Origin of the sequence: Nonomuraea sp. SBT364, assembly GCF_001083785.1 — a bacterium.
In the GTDB taxonomy this organism is placed as follows: domain Bacteria; phylum Actinomycetota; class Actinomycetes; order Streptosporangiales; family Streptosporangiaceae; genus Nonomuraea.
Window position 1 is genome coordinate 1 of the sequence record NZ_LAVL01000199.1, and the last position, 14,140, is coordinate 14,140.

General features: G+C 72.9%; 13 protein-coding genes and 1 pseudogene. 3 read left to right on the forward strand and 11 right to left on the reverse strand.

What is annotated here, in order from left to right; genetic code table 11:
* The 9 genes and pseudogenes from ADY59_RS42070 to ADY59_RS42110 form a co-directional block, all read right to left on the reverse strand.
* Nucleotides 1-339 (reverse strand): annotated as a pseudogene (locus ADY59_RS42070) (amylo-alpha-1,6-glucosidase); the annotation flags it as partial.
* Nucleotides 339-1,160 carry a carbohydrate ABC transporter permease gene (locus tag ADY59_RS42075; protein ID WP_049575268.1) on the reverse strand — a complete coding sequence of 274 codons (822 nt, stop codon included), beginning with the start codon at nucleotides 1,158-1,160 and terminating at the stop codon, nucleotides 339-341. The gene ADY59_RS42075 and the pseudogene ADY59_RS42070, both read right to left, overlap by 1 nt.
* 10 nt (nucleotides 1,161-1,170) lie before the next feature.
* Nucleotides 1,171-2,079: a carbohydrate ABC transporter permease gene (locus tag ADY59_RS42080; protein WP_049575270.1), complete on the reverse strand. Its 909-nt coding sequence runs from the start codon at nucleotides 2,077-2,079 to the stop codon at nucleotides 1,171-1,173.
* Between the two features lie 2 nt (nucleotides 2,080-2,081).
* Nucleotides 2,082-3,362 carry an ABC transporter substrate-binding protein gene (locus ADY59_RS42085; RefSeq protein WP_049575272.1) on the reverse strand — a complete coding sequence of 427 codons (1,281 nt, stop codon included), beginning with the start codon at nucleotides 3,360-3,362 and terminating at the stop codon, nucleotides 2,082-2,084.
* A gap of 39 nt (nucleotides 3,363-3,401) precedes the next feature.
* On the reverse strand, nucleotides 3,402-4,157 hold the full coding sequence (locus ADY59_RS42090) for an SDR family NAD(P)-dependent oxidoreductase (protein ID WP_049575275.1): 756 nt from the start codon (nucleotides 4,155-4,157) through the stop codon (nucleotides 3,402-3,404).
* Nucleotides 4,154-5,350 carry an ATP-NAD kinase family protein gene (locus ADY59_RS42095; RefSeq protein ID WP_063780955.1) on the reverse strand — a complete coding sequence of 399 codons (1,197 nt, stop codon included), beginning with the start codon at nucleotides 5,348-5,350 and terminating at the stop codon, nucleotides 4,154-4,156. Before ADY59_RS42095 ends, ADY59_RS42090 begins: the two co-directional genes overlap by 4 nt.
* The gene (gene gcvPB / locus ADY59_RS42100; protein WP_082310818.1) at nucleotides 5,347-6,888 is read right to left on the reverse strand and encodes an aminomethyl-transferring glycine dehydrogenase subunit GcvPB; all 1,542 of its coding nucleotides are present in this window, start codon (nucleotides 6,886-6,888) and stop codon (nucleotides 5,347-5,349) included. Before gcvPB ends, ADY59_RS42095 begins: the two co-directional genes overlap by 4 nt.
* The gene (gene gcvPA / locus ADY59_RS42105; protein WP_049575280.1) at nucleotides 6,885-8,210 is read right to left on the reverse strand and encodes an aminomethyl-transferring glycine dehydrogenase subunit GcvPA; all 1,326 of its coding nucleotides are present in this window, start codon (nucleotides 8,208-8,210) and stop codon (nucleotides 6,885-6,887) included. Before gcvPA ends, gcvPB begins: the two co-directional genes overlap by 4 nt.
* The gene (locus ADY59_RS42110) at nucleotides 8,207-10,171 is read right to left on the reverse strand and encodes a beta-galactosidase (protein ID WP_049575282.1); all 1,965 of its coding nucleotides are present in this window, start codon (nucleotides 10,169-10,171) and stop codon (nucleotides 8,207-8,209) included. Before ADY59_RS42110 ends, gcvPA begins: the two co-directional genes overlap by 4 nt.
* Before the next feature lie 124 nt (nucleotides 10,172-10,295).
* Between ADY59_RS42110 and ADY59_RS42115 the strand changes: the two genes are divergently transcribed.
* Nucleotides 10,296-10,943 carry a GntR family transcriptional regulator gene (locus ADY59_RS42115; protein WP_049575284.1) on the forward strand — a complete coding sequence of 216 codons (648 nt, stop codon included), beginning with the start codon at nucleotides 10,296-10,298 and terminating at the stop codon, nucleotides 10,941-10,943.
* Between the two features lie 42 nt (nucleotides 10,944-10,985).
* Here the strand turns inward: ADY59_RS42115 and ADY59_RS42120 are convergent, their stop codons facing one another.
* The gene (locus tag ADY59_RS42120) at nucleotides 10,986-11,594 is read right to left on the reverse strand and encodes a TetR/AcrR family transcriptional regulator (protein ID WP_049575287.1); all 609 of its coding nucleotides are present in this window, start codon (nucleotides 11,592-11,594) and stop codon (nucleotides 10,986-10,988) included.
* Between ADY59_RS42120 and ADY59_RS42125 the strand changes: the two genes are divergently transcribed.
* Nucleotides 11,593-12,198 (forward strand): GNAT family N-acetyltransferase, encoded by a 606-nt coding sequence (locus tag ADY59_RS42125; RefSeq protein WP_331459575.1) that lies wholly within the window; start codon nucleotides 11,593-11,595, stop codon nucleotides 12,196-12,198. The genes ADY59_RS42120 and ADY59_RS42125 overlap by 2 nt on opposite strands.
* 73 nt (nucleotides 12,199-12,271) lie before the next feature.
* Here ADY59_RS42125 and ADY59_RS42130 read toward each other — a convergent pair whose 3' ends face one another.
* A complete protein-coding gene (locus ADY59_RS42130) occupies nucleotides 12,272-12,931 on the reverse strand; it encodes a TetR/AcrR family transcriptional regulator (protein ID WP_049575289.1) in 660 nt (219 codons plus the stop codon).
* A 53-nt stretch (nucleotides 12,932-12,984) separates the two neighbouring features.
* Between ADY59_RS42130 and ADY59_RS42135 the strand changes: the two genes are divergently transcribed.
* A complete protein-coding gene (locus tag ADY59_RS42135) occupies nucleotides 12,985-13,983 on the forward strand; it encodes an MBL fold metallo-hydrolase (protein WP_049575291.1) in 999 nt (332 codons plus the stop codon).
* The last annotated feature ends 157 nt before the right edge of the window (nucleotides 13,984-14,140 follow it).

Below are 14,140 nucleotides of genomic sequence, written 5' to 3' on the forward strand. Positions count from 1 at the left end.
GGTGAGGGAGGGGCCGGTGAGGGGGAGGGTGCCGTCGATGGTGGCTTCGCCGCCGTGCCAGACGGCGCGGGCGTTCCGGCCGATCAGGACGAGCGTGTCCGGCCCGGCGAAGGCCATCGTCACGCCCCCCGCGAACTCGATCCGGTCCGGCAGCGCCCGCCGTACCGGCAGCTCCCGCCCGTCCGACAGGACCCGCAGCCCGGTCAGGACGGTCGCGTCGGCGAGCCGGGTCTCGTACAGGGCGCGGGCGATCCACAGGGAGCCGTCGTCCGCCGCCATCACGAGCAGCCGGGAGCCCCGATCGGTGAACGGGCGCTCGCGCAGATCCAGCATCGTCATCAGCGGCCTCCCAGCCCGGACGCGGCCATCGAGTTGATGATCCTCCGCTGCCCGACGAGGAAGGCGATCAGCGTGGGCACCACCGCGATCGCGGAGGCGGCCAGGATGAGCCCGTAGTCCACGGCCGTTCGCTGGCCGGAGAACTGGCTGAGCAGCAGCGGCACCGTGGCCAGCTCGGGCGAGTTGAGGAAGATCAGCGGGAAGAAGAACGAGTTCCAGGAAGCCAGGAAGGCGATGATGCCGAGCGCGCCCAGGCCGGGCCGGATGTTGGGCAGCACCACGTTCCAGAAGCACCGCCAGCGGCCCGCGCCGTCGATCCTGGCGGCCTCCTCCAGCTCCACCGGGACGGCGCGGATGAACTGGCGCAGCAGGAACACCGCGAACGGGTTCGCCACGGTCGGCACGATGAGCGACAGATGGGAGTCGATCCACCCGAACTCGGCCAGCATCAGGTACAGCGGCACGACCGTCACCTGCGCCGGCACCATCTGGGTGGCCAGGAACACCACGAACAGCACCTCGGACCCGCGGAACCGGATCCGGGCGAAGGCGTAGGCGGCCATGGCCGAGGTGAGCAGCGTGAGGGCCACGTTGAGCGCGGCGATGTAGAAGCTGTTCCAGTACGCCAGGCCGAACGGCATGGCGTCGAGCGCGTCGGGATAGTTCGCCCAGCGCCACGGGTCGGGCAGCCACGACAGCGGGTCGTTGAGCATCTGCCGCACGCTCTTGAACGACGTCAGCAGCATCCAGCCGAACGGGAACAGCATCGCCAGGCCGCCTGCGGTGAGCGCGGCGTGCAGGGCTATCTGCCGGGGTCGCATCCGGGCCCCCTCACGAGTCGTAGTGGACGAGGCGCTTCTGCGCCGCGAACTGGACGAGGGTCACGAGCAGCGTCAGGACCAGCAGGATCAGCGCGGCCGCGCTGCTCAGCCCGAACTGGAAGTCGAGGAAGCCCAGCTCGTAGACCTGGTAGACGATGGTCCGCGCGCCCTCGTTGTACTCGGGGTCGACCAGCACGTAGATCTGGTCGAACGCCTGGAACGAGCTGATCACCGCGACCACGCTGGAGAAGAAGATCGTCGGCGAGAGCAGCGGCAGCGTGACGGAGCGGAAGATCCGCAGACCCCCGGCGCCGTCCATGCGGGCGGCCTCGACGATCTGCGGCGGGATCGTCTGCAGCCCGGCCAGGAAGATCACCACGTTGAGGCCGAGCGACGACCAGATCGTCACGGCCGCGATGGCCACGATCACCCAGTCCGGGTCGCCCAGCCAGTCGGGTGCCGGGATGCCGAACCACCGCTCCAGGCTGGTGTTGAGCACCCCGAACTCGTCGCCCGCGAGGATGATCTGCCACATCAGCGCGACGGCGACGGAGCTGGTGACCACCGGCAGGAAGTACAGCACGCGGTAGAAGCCGCCGCCCCTGACGCTGTTGAGCGCGATGGCGATCAGCAGCGCCAGCCCGAGCCCGGCGGGGACGGTCAGCAGCGCGAGCTTGACGGTGTTCCACACCGCGCGGCCGAACTGCGGGTCGGAGAGCGTGGCGGCGAAGTTGGCCAGGCCCGCCCACTCCTTCTGGCCGAGCCCGTCCCAGTGCATGAACGCCAGCACCACGGCGAAGCAGAGCGGCCCGACCAGGAAGACGGCCAGCGCGACGACCTGCGGCGCCAGGAAGAACGCCGCCCACCAGCCGTCACGGTCGCGCACACGTCCCGGGCGGGCCCGGGTGAGGAGTGCCACGGCTAGCCCAGCTTGCTCTCGACGAGCGAGCTCAGCTCGGTCATGCCCTGGTCGAAGGGCACCTTGCCGGTCCAGACCTTCATCAGGTGCTCGTTGATCGCGGCGGTGAGCCCGGGCACGGCCACCTCCTCGGCGTAGTTGGCGAAGCCGGTGTCGCGCACGTCGAGGAAGGTCTGCGCGTGAGCCGGATAGCCGTCGGCCAGGACGATCTGCTCGGCGCCCTTGACGGACGGCACCGCGCCGCCGCCCTTGAGCCGGATGAGCTGGCCCTCCTTGCTGACGAACTCCGTCAGGAAGGCGAAGGCCGCGTCGGGCAGCTTCGTCTCCTTGTTGATCGCCAGGTAGGAGGCGGCGACGGCGCCGGACATCGGCTTGCCGTCCGGCGAGGGGAACGGCACGATGTCGTAGCCGGCCAGCTCGCCGCCCTTCTTCAGCGAGTCGATCATCCACCGGCCGCCGGCGTAGAAGCCCGCCTTGTGCTTGAGGAACTGCGTGCTGGCGCCGTTGCTGGCGGGCAGCAGGTCGGCACTGAGGAACGTCTTGTCCTGGTAGCCCTTGGCCAGCGTCCGCAGCGCCTCCACGGACCTGGGATCGGTGGTGGCGGCGAACCGGCCGCCGTCCCACACCTTCCCGCCGAAGCCGCTGATCATCGAGTACGTGGATCCGTACCAGTTCCAGAAGATGGACCCGGCCTTCCCCGCGGCCTTGAGCTTGGCGTTCATGCCCAGGTAGGCGTCCATCGTCCAGCGGCCGGCCTCGTGCAGCGCGGCGGGGTCCTCGGTGATGCCGGCGTCCTTGAGTGCCTTCTTGTCGAACCAGAGCACCTCGGGGTTGGTGTCGTTGGGGACGCCGTAGATCTGCCCGTCCTTCTTCGCACCGCCGTAGACGCCCTCGAAGAAGTCGCCGGGGCGGCTCCTGGAGGCGGGCCCGGCCAGCTTGTCGCCGAGCGGGGTGAGCACGCCGGCGGCGACGAACTTGCCGATGTTGTCGTCGCCGACGAAGAACACGTCGGGTGCGGTCTTGCTGGTGAGCTGGGCGAGCAGTTTCGGGTGGTAGTCCTCGTACTTGGCGACCGACTCCAGCTTGAGCCGGATGTCCGGGTGGCGCTTGTGGAAGTCCCGGGTGAACGCCTCGTACAGCTTCACGTCCTCGGCCGATCCCCAGGTGGACCAGCGGACGGTGACCGGGCCGCCATCGGTGCCGGGAACGTTCCCGCCTGCGCCGCCGCTGCACGCGGTGGTCGCGAGGGCGAGGACGCCCAGAACTGCCAGGGCACGCCTCATGGTGGGCTCCTTCGGGTTGTGCGCGGGGGGTGTGGGGGGTCAGGCGAGTCCGCCGCCGTCGACGACGAGGGCGGACCCGGTGATGTAGCTGGCGGCGTCGCCCGCCAGGAAGAGGACTGCCTGCGCGATCTCGTCGGGGCTGCCGGCGCGGCCCATCGGCCGGTCGGCGGCGTCGGCGTGGAAGGCGGTCCAGTCCTCGCCGAGCTGGCGCGCCTCGTCGCGGAGCATCGGCGTGTCGGTGTCGCCCGGGTTGACGGAGTTGACCCGGATCCCGGCGGCGGCGTGGTCGATGGCCAGGGCCCGGGTCATGTTCACCACGGCCGCCTTGGAGGCGCAGTAGGACAGCGCGTTCCCGCCACCCTTGAGGCCCCAGCCGGAGCCGGTGTTCACGATCGAGCCGCCGCCGGTCATCGCCGGGACGGCGTGCTTGCACATGAGGAAGACGGACCTGACGTTGACCGCCATGACCCGGTCCCACTCCTCGACGTCGAGGTCGAGCGCCGTGGTGCGGCGGATGATCCCGGCGTTGTTGAACAGGACGTGCAGCCCGCCGAACGCCTCGACGGCCGTCCGGACGACGTCGCGGCAGTCGTCGGAGGCCGACACGTCGGCGCGCACCGCCACGGCCGACCCTCCCTCGGCGGTGATCGCCTCGGCCGTCGCGGTCGCGCCCGGCCCGTCGATGTCGGCCACCACCACCCGGGCGCCCTCCCGGGCGAAGAGCAGGGCCGTGGCCCGGCCGATGCCGGAGGCGCCTCCCGTGACGATCGCGACCTTGCCGTCGAGCGTGTTCATCCGTCGTACTCCTCACTTGCCGCCCTGAGGCGGTAGATCGTGCTCTCGCGGTGCCCGGTGATCACCTGGACGTGCCCGCTGAGCCTTCTGTCGAGGTCCTCGTCGCCGCTGTCGGCGAGCAGGGGGCGGCCGCGCAGCGCGGCGAGCTTGCGCTGGGTGGCCAGGACGAGCAGCGGGGCCCGGGCGGCCCGGAGCACCCGGGGCGAGATCTGCTGGTTGCCCCGCCCCAGGACGAACCCCTGCCCGCCGATCACCGACAGGACCACCACCGTCTTCCCCGGCCTGACCAGGTCGAACAGGGCGGCCTCCGGCACGTCGGCGGCGATCAGGCGGCCGTCTTCGACCACGTCCACGCCGAGCAGCGTGGTGGCGACGCCGTGCTCGCGGCCGACCGCCCGGGTGGTGGCCCCCGGGCCGAGGACGTACCGGACGCCGGGCCGCATCCTGGACACGACCTCGCGGGCGACGGCCTCGACGGTGGCGGGCGGCGTCCCCGAGGAGCCGGTCTTGCGGCCGGAGAAGGCGGCTCGGGCTTCCGGGACGCGGACCGTGCCGTACAGGCGGGGACCCACCAGGCCGCGCCGGTAGCCGTCCTCGTCCAGGTCGACGACCTCCGCCTCGCCGGTGCGGCCCGGCCGGAAGGCGGCCGCGACCAGGCCCGCCGTGGCCGGGCTGACGGCGAAGCAGCCCGAGTAGACCTTGACCCCGGCGGGCACGCCCAGCACGGGCGGCGCCTGGCCGCCCAGCTCCCGCAGGGCGTCCAGCACATCCCTGGCCGTGCCGTCCCCGCCCGCGAACAGCAGCAGGTCCACCCCGGCCAGCGCCACCACCGCCCGCCGCGTGTCCTGCGCCGTCGTCCCGGCCACCAGCCGCGCCCCCATCGGCCCGTCGGCCTCCGCGAGGCCGGGGGCGGGCCTCGGCGGTGCCGGTGGGTGGATGACCGCGCAAGTGCCACCGGCGGCGTGAACGGCATCCTCGCCCATCGGGCCGGGCACCGTGACCAGGCGGGCGCCCGGGCGGCGGGAGAGCAGCGCGCGCACGGCCCGCGCCGCCCGCTCGCCCGCCCTCGGCACCGCCCCCAGGGCCAGGGCCGCGCGCTGCGCGGCCGCGCCGTCGCTGCCCTTGAGGCCCGCCGCGCCGCCCAGCCCGGCGACCGGGTTGACGACCAGCCCGATCGCCGGCTCCCCGGTCACGACAGGTGCTTGCGGACGTAGGCGCGCCAGGTGGGCGCCCACTCCCCGGGATCGTCGAGCGACGTCATGTCGATCTTGTGGACGCTCTGGTTGTACGGCGCCTCCTTGACGAAGGCGGGGTCGCTCCGGGCCTCGGACGCCACATGCGCCAGGATGTCCGCGTACTCGTCGAGGTCCTCCTTGGAGTACGACTCGGTCGGCTCCAGCGTGAACGGCTCGGGCACCACGTACGGGTGATGGCTCGTCCAGTAGTGCACGCCGAAGTCGGCGGCCCGCACGCCGATCTCCTCGGAGTGCACCCCGGTCTCCTCGGTCAGCTCCTGCCACGAGTAGCGCACCTGCTCGACCCGGCGCCGCCCCCAGGGCGCGGAGGCGCCGGGAATGGCCAGGATGCGGTGCATGAGGTAGTTGTTGTTGAGCACCGCCGTCTCGGCCACCTGCCGCAGCCCCTCGCCGCCGAGCGCCATGATCCAGGCGTACGCGCGGACGATGTTCGGCGTGACGCCGAGGAACGGCCGCACCTTCCCGATCGACGCGGCGGGCGTCTCCAGCCGGTACGTCCCGTCGTCGAAGCCGACGACCGGGCCGGGCAGGAACGGCGCCAGCTCCTCCGAGACGCCGCACGCCCCCGCCGCCGGGCCGCCGCAGGCGTGCGGCGTGGAGAACGTCTTGTGCAGGTTGAAGTGGCACAGGTCGAACCCGGCGTCGCGGGCCCGGGTGATGCCGAGGATGCCGTTGGCGTTGGCCTGGTCGTAGCAGGCCAGGCCGCCGGCCTCGTGCACCAGGTCGACGAACTCCTGGATGCGGGGGTTGAAGATGCCCGTGTCCTCCGGGTTCGTGATCATCAGGGCGGCGGTGCGCGGCCCGGCGGCGGCGCGCAGCGCCTCGATGTCCGGCAGCCCCTCGGCGTCCGGCATCAGCGTGATCACCTCGTAGCCGGCGGTCTTGGCGCAGGCCGCGTTCGACGGGTGCGAGAACATCGTGGTGATGACCTGGTCCCGGTGGCCCTCGCCGCGCGCCGCGTGGTAGGCGCGGATCATGGCGATGTTGGCGTAGATGGCCGCCGACCCCGATCCGGGCTGCAGCGAGACCCGCGCCATCCCGGAGATCTCCGCCAGCATCCGCTCAAGACGCCAGTAGATCTCCAGGACGCCCTGCACGGTGTCCTCGTGCTGCAGCGGGTGCAGCTCCGCCACCGCCCCGGCGAACCGGTCGTTGACCTTCGGGCTGTACTTCATGGTGCAGGTGCCCTGGCCGACGTCGATGTTCAGGTCCACGCCGAGGTTCTCCTGCGACAGCCGCAGGTAGTGGCGCAGCACGTGGAGCTGCGCCATCTCGGGCAGCTTCGGCGGCTCCGCCCGGCGTACCGACGCGGGCAGCTCGACGGGCGCGGCGCCGGGCCCGGGCACGGCGACGCCGCGGCGGCCGGGCGCCGACAGCTCGAAGATGATCGGCTCGTCCCAGCGGGCCTGGTGGAAGCGGCGCAGCGGCGGCTTGGGGGCGACGGGGAGCTTGGCGAAGGACTCCGCGGTGTTCACAGCGTCTCCTGTACGGCTGCGGCGAGCCGGTCGATGTCGGCGATGGAATGGCGTTCGGTCACGCAGACCAGGACGGTGTGCCCGTCGAGCGGGACGCCGCCGTAGATGCCGCGCTCGCGCAGCGCGCCGAGCAGGGCCTCGCTGGAGGGCACCTCGATGGCGAACTCGCGGAAGTGGATCGCCCCGGGATGCAGCACGGTGACGGACCCGGCCAGGGCGTCCATGGCGTAGCGGGTGCGGGCCAGGATGGTCTCGCCGACCTCCCGCATGCCCTGCGGGCCCATCAGCGCCAGGTAGACGCCCGCCGTGATGCCCCAGAGCGCGGCGGCGGTGCCCACCCACTCCTTGCCGTCCTCGCGGTGGGCGAAGGAGGTGCGGTCGTAGAAGACGTCGCCGAACCCGTACTCCCCGGAAACCTTCGTCGGCGCGATGCCGAACAGCCGCGACGGGAACTCCGCGACCAGCGGCTCGTGGTCGTGGGTGGCGATGTAGCCGGCGTGGCCGCCGCCGTAGTTCTGGTGGATGCCCAGCGACTGGATGTCGCCGCAGGCGATGTCGGCCCCGTACGAGGCGGGCGGGGCCAGCACGCCGAGCGAGATCGGGTCGGCCCCCACCACGAGCAGCGCGCCGTGGGCGTGGGCCAGGCCGGCCAGCTCGCGCCCGCGCGTCTCGACGACGCCGTAGACGTTCGGCGTCTCCAGGTAGATCGCGGCGTACGAGTCGTCGAGGCCGCGCACCACGACCTCGCCGTCGGCTCCCACCGGGGCCAGGGTGAGCTCGATGTCCGGGGCCAGGTAGTCACGCAGCTTGCTCAGCTTGTCGGCGCTGATCGCGGCGCTCACCAGCACCCTCGACCGCCCGGTGTGGCGGCAGGCCATGCGCAGCGCGGTGCCCGCCGCCTGGAAGCCGTCGTAGGTGGGGACGTTGACCACGTCCATGTCGAGCAGCTCGCCCATCATGCTGACGTACTCGAACAGCGCCTGGAAGCGGCCGTGGTCCTCGTACGGCTCGCCCGCGTACGCGGTCAGGAACTCGCTCCTGGAGTTGACCTCGTCGCACACGGCCGGCACGTAGTGCGGGTAGCAGCCGTGGCCCAGGAAGCTCAGCGCCCGGTCCGTACCGGTGTCACGGCCCAGCAGGCCCTCCATGTGGCGGACCAGGTCCTGCTCGGCCACGAACGGCGCGGGCAGGTCGAGCGGCCGGTCCAGGCGCAGGCCGGCGGGGATGTCGGCGTAGAACTCCTCGACGCTCGCGGCGCCGATCGCGGCGAGCATCTCGGCCCGCACGCCGGGTTCGGCGTTCGGGATGTACGGGTGCGTCACGTGTCTCCTTCGATCCTGAGCACTACGGCGTCGCGCGGGGCGAGCTCGATCTCGCCGCGCAGGCGGGTCTGGGTGAGCAGGTCCGTGCCGGGGCGCGGCAGCGTGACCCGTCTCGGGCTGGTCGCGTGGTTGAGCAGGAACAGGTGGCGGTCGCGCCGGACGGCCTCGACGCCGGGCGGGACGGCGATCGTCGGGACGCCGCCGAGCACCTGGTCGAGGACCGGGGTCACGTCGCCGAGCAGGCAGCTCACGTAGGTGGCCGCGCCCCGGCGGACCACGGCCGGCAGGCCGTCCAGGTCGCCGCCCTCGTAGCGGGCCAGCACCTCGGTGCCGTCGTGCGGGCGCAGCCACTCCGCCCAGGTGCGGGCCTCGCCCGTGCCGCCGCCCGCGTGGCGCACCCGCTGGGTGACGCCGTCGGGCAGCGGCCAGAACTCGTCGACGTCCACGCCCAGCAGGTCGCGCAGCGGGCCCGGCGGGCCGCCGGGGTGCACCTGGTCGGCCGCGTCCACCACGCCGCTGAACGGGCCGACCACCAGCTCGCCGGTGACCGTCGCGAGCGCCTCGGCCTGCTCGTCCGTGCACAGGTAGAGGTTGGGCACGATGACGGCGCGGTAGCCCGACAGGTCGCGGTCCGGCGGCACGAGGTCGACGGCGACGCCCCGCGCGTGCAGCGGCCGGTACCAGGACAGCAGCAGCTCCTTGAGCCTGAGCCGGTCGGACGGCATCGACTCCGGTGCCTCCAGGCCCCACCAGCTGTCCCAGCCGAGGACGAGCGCCACCTCGGCGGGCGTGCCGGTGCCCGCCACCTCGGCCAGCCGCCGCAGGTCGGCGCCGAGCGCCAGCGTGTCGCGCCAGCCCCGGGAGCGGGTGCCGCCGTGGGGGAGGAGGGCCGAGTGGAACTTCTCCGGGCCGTACCGGGCCTGACGCCACTGGAAGAACAGCACGCCGTCGGCGCCGTGGGCGACCGCCTGCAGGCTGTGCAGCCGCATCATCCCCGGCGGTTTGGGGACGTTCACCGCACGCCAGGACACCGCCGACGGCGCAGACTCCAGCAGCAGCCACGGCCGCCGCTTGAGCGAGCGCATCAGGTCGTAGCTGAGGGCCGCGCCGACGTGCGCCTCCGGGTCGGCGGGGTCGGGGTAGGCGTCGTCGCTCACCAGGTCCTCGGCCCCGGCCCACTTCCAGTAGTCGAGGCCGTGCAGGATGCTCATGAAGTTCGTGGTGACGGGGACGTCCGGGGTGAGCTCGCGCAGCACGTCCCGCTCGGCGGTGAACAGCTCCAGCAGCGCGTCGCTGCAGAAGCGCCGCCAGTCGAGCACCTGCGCCGGGTTGACCGGGCCGGGCGCCTGGCGGGGCGGCTCCACCTGGTCGATCGCGGTGTAGTGCTGGCCCCAGCAGGACGTCCCCCAGGCCGCGTTGAGCGCCTGGGCGTCGCCGTGGCGGGCGCGCAGCCAGGCGCGGAAGTGCCGGGCGGACTCGGGGCAGAAGCATTCGAGCGTGTGGTCGGCGTACTCGTTGCCGACGTGCCACAGGGCCAGCGCGGGGTGGCCGCCGTAGCGCCGGGCCATCGCCGTGGCCATCCGCAGGGCGTGCTCACGGAAGACCGGCGAGCTGGGGCAGTAGCCCTGGCGGGAGCCGAACTCCAGCCGCACGCCCCGCGCGTCCACGGGCATGACCTCGGGGTGCTCGCGGACCAGCCACGGCGGCGGCGTCGCGGTGGCGGTCGCCAGATCGGCGGCCACGCCGTGCGCGTGCAGCAGGTCCAGCACGCGGTCCAGCCAGCCGAAGTCGTACGTCCCGCGGCTCGGCTCCAGGCGTGACCAGGAGAACACGGCGACGGTCGCCATGCTGACCCCGGCCTCGGCCATGAGCCGGACGTCCTCGGCCCAGACCTCTTCCGGCCACTGTTCGGGGTTGTAGTCACCGCCGAACAGCAGCCCCGGCACCCGGGTCAGCCCCACTCCGAACCTCCTCCGACGGCCGTTTGTCGGCCATGTGATATTTTGTATTCAGAATTCATAGTGCAGCATTTTGTATCACGTCAAGAGGTAGAATCGGCCTCACCCCCCATCCCGAAGGAGCGCCATGCCCATCGAGCGGCGACCGCTGCGCGAGCAGATCAGGGAAGAGCTGCTGGCCAGGATCGACCGAGGCGACTTCGCCGCCGGCACCGACATCAACGAGGCCGCCCTGGCCGCCGAGCTGGGCGTGAGCCGCACCCCGCTGCGTGAGGCCCTCATCACGCTCGCCGGGGAAGGCGTGCTGGAGAGCAACCAGGGCCGGGGATTCAGGTTCGCGCCGGTCAGCCGCAAGGAGTTCCGGGAGCTGTGCGAGATCGTCGCGGCGCTGGAGGCGCTGGCGCTCGACTCGTCGGACCCCGCCCACCTGCGGCGCATCGCCCCCGAGCTCCTCAGGCTGGCCCGCGGGTTCCCCGACCGGATCGCCGAGCAGCAGGTGATAGAGCGTCACGACGACGAGTGGCACGACCTGCTGCTCAGCGGCTGCCGCAACGAGCGCCTGCTGGACCTCATCACCAGCGTCAAGGCGGGGCTGCGGCGCTACGCCCACGTGCTGGCGGGAGACGACACACCGCTGGAGCGCGAGGCCGCCGAGCACTGCCAGGTGGCCGAGCTGCTGCTGGCCGGCGACCTCGGCAAGGCCGCCCAGGCGCTGCGCGACAACTGGGTCAACGGCATGGAACGCATGGTGTCGCGCATCCCGTCGACGGGCTGACCGGCTGACCGGCGCCGGCCGGCCCGGGCGCGGGCCCGGTGGTCAGTCCCGGAGGTCGCCGGTGGTGGCGATCGAGGCGAGGAAGGCGTCGAGCGTGGCGGTCTGCACGTCCGGGGGGAAGCGGCCGGGGTCGAAGAGGGCCTGGACGACGAGCCCGTGGGTGACGGCGATCGCGTCGGCGGCGAGCCGGTCGAGGTCGGCGGACGCGGGCAGCTCCCCCTGACGGCGCGCGGCCTCGAGGTGCGGGCGGATCGCCGAGCGCATCCGGGCGTAGCGGCCGGCCTGGTCGGCGTGCAGGCCGTCGTCGGCGAGCGCCAGGTCCCACGAGCTGACCCAGATGCGGTTGCGGGCGGTGCCGTCCGGGGTCAGCGGCAGGATGTCCAGCAGCACGGCGCGCAGGGCGGCCAGGCCCTCGGCGGGCCGGTGGCGGCGCGGACGCGCGGCGGTGTGCTCCTCCAGCAGGTGCAGGGCGTGCCCGACCAGGTCTCTCTTGGTGGGGAAGTAGTGCATGAGCATCCCGGTCGACACACCCATCTCGGCGGCGACGGCACGCAGGGTCAGCCCGCCGAATCCCTTGCCGGCGAGGATCCGCCAGACGGCCTGGGAGACGTCCTCCCGGCGGGCATCGCGGTCTCCGGGTGCGGGTGGCATGCTGCTAGCTTACATACCGAACGCTCGTTACGTACGTGAGATCGAGGTGCCCGTGTTCGCACTGCCGCTCGGCGACGAGGCCGAGCTCCGCCCGCTGGAGCCCTGGAACGCGCAGGAGTTCCTCGCCCATGTCGACCGGGCGCGCCCCGACGTGGACCCGTGGATCCCCTGGGCGACGCTGAGCGCCGACCTCGACTCCGCCACCGCCGTCCTGCAGCGGTACGCCGACAAGCAGGCCCGGGACAGCGCCCGCATCTACGGGATCTGGCTGGACGGCGTCCTGGTCGGCGGCGTCATGTTCACCAGCTTCGACGCCGCTTCCGGCGTGTGTGAGATCGGATGCTGGCTGGAGGCGGCCGGGACGGGCCGCGGGCTGGTCACCCGGGCGTGCCGGGAGTTGATCGGCTGGGCGTTCGCCGTGCGCGGGATGAGCCGGGTCGAGTGGTGGGTGGCGCCGGGCAACGCGCGCAGCATCGCGGCGGCGCGCAGGCTCGGCATGACCCGCGAGGGCGTGCTGCGGCGGCGCTACCCGTATCGGGGTGTGCGGCAGGACAGCGAGATCTGGGCGATCCTCGCCGAGGAGTGGGCCGTACCCGGGACCTGACCCCTCCTGGCCGCCCACCACGGCCGAGCGCGAGCGGCGTCGCGCTCGCCGCCGTGCCTTGAACGGGCCTGCCTCACCCGTGGCCGGTGACCGTGATGGCCCGGGCGAACAGGTCGGCGTGCCGCAGGGCGCGCCGGCGGGCGGTGCGGCGCTGCTCGGGTGAGGCGGCGTCGTGCAGCCACAGCATCCGGGCGTGCGCGATGGGGGCGAGCAGCGCGTAGGCGAGGTCGGCCGCCCCGCCCAGGTCGTCGCGGACCAGCCCGGCGTCCAGCCAGCGCTGGAACACCCCGGCCAGGTGCGCCAGGGAGTCGTCGATGGCCTCGCCGAGAGCGGGGTCGTGCATGAGCCCGTCGCGGGCGGCGAGGCTGGCGAGCCGGCGCGCCTCGGGGGTGTCCCACGCGTCCATGATCGCGGCGGCCAGGTCGCGGACGTAGCCGGCGGGCTCGCGGCCGGCGAGCGTGGCGTCGAGGCCGGCGATGGCGGCGACCGTGATGTGCGGCCCGCCCAGGGCGAGGGCGGCGTCGAAGATCGCCTGCTTGCCGGGGAAGTGCGCGTACAGCACGCTCTCGCTCAGCCCGACCTCGCGGGCGATGGCGCGCACGGAGGTGCCGGCGTAACCGTGCCTGGCGAACAGGGCGAGCGCCGCCCGCAGCAGCTCGGCCTTGGTGTCGCCGGCGTCGGCCTTGGCGGGACGGCCCGGCCGCCGCCGCGCCGCGGGCACTTGCTGGTCCATGACCCCAGCCTACCGATTGAAATTAATCGAACGATCGCTTAGTTTCGGGAGGCATGAACGTCACCTTCGACCACGAGATCGCCGAACGGCCCGCCGGCTTCCAGGGCCCCAACCTCACGCCGGCCGGGCTCGAACTGATCCCCCGCGAGCTCGCCCCCGGCGTGCACGCGCTGATGGCCAACCTGCCGCCCAAGGACAACAGCGGCGTCATCGCCGGCGCCGACGCCGCCCTGGTGATCGACGCGGGGATCACGCCGCAGGTCGCCCGGCACATCCGGAGCCTGGCCGCGGGCCTGACCCCGGCACCCGTGCGGTATCTGGTCAACACCACCTACCACGGCGACCACACGTTCGGGAACGCCGCCTTCCCGGCGGACGTCACGATCGTGTCGCACCGGGCGAACCGCGACGCCATGACCGACCTCGGGCGGGAGAAGGCCATGCGCGCCGAGAGCATGTACGGCGACGAGGCGCTGCTCGACGCGGTCACCACGTGGCGCAGGCCGGACCTGGTCTTCGACTCCTCCTGCGAGATCGACCTCGGTGGCGGTCAGCTGGCCGCCCTGCACTGGTTCGGCCAGGGCAACGGCCCCGGTGACACGGTGGTCCACGTGCCGTCCGCCCGCACCGCGTGGACCGGCAACTTCGTGGCCGTCGGCGGCATCGCCATGCTGCTGCAGGGCGGACCCGGCCCCTACCTCGCGGCGGTACGCCGGATGCGTGACGCCCTGCCCGGCCTGGAGTGGATCGTCCCCGGCCACGGCCCCATCGGCAGCGCCCCGGTCGCCCTGGCCGAGCTGATCACGTACCTGGAACGGCTGGAGAGCGAGGTCGCCGAGGCGGTGGACGCCGGGCTGACCCTGGAGGAGACCTACGCCCGCTGCACCGACCCGTTCGAGCACGGCCTGCCGGACTCCCTGCTCGGCGGCCTGGCCGCCTACGACCTGCCGCAGGAGATCGCCCGCACGCGCTTCCGGCACGCGGTGCGCGAGCTGCACCGCCTCAACGTCCTGGTGACCTACCGCGTCCGCACCGGGCGGCCGGCCCGGTGACCAAGGGCAGCTCAAGTCGCGTGTCGCGCGGACGGCCGCGGGGCATGAGGGGGGCGGGTGCGTGGAGAACAGGCGGCCCAGGCCCGCGCCGCTGAACGGGTTGGCGATCATCAGGTGGGAGGCCGAGGTCAGCCGGCTGTTCTCCGGCCGCGGCAGC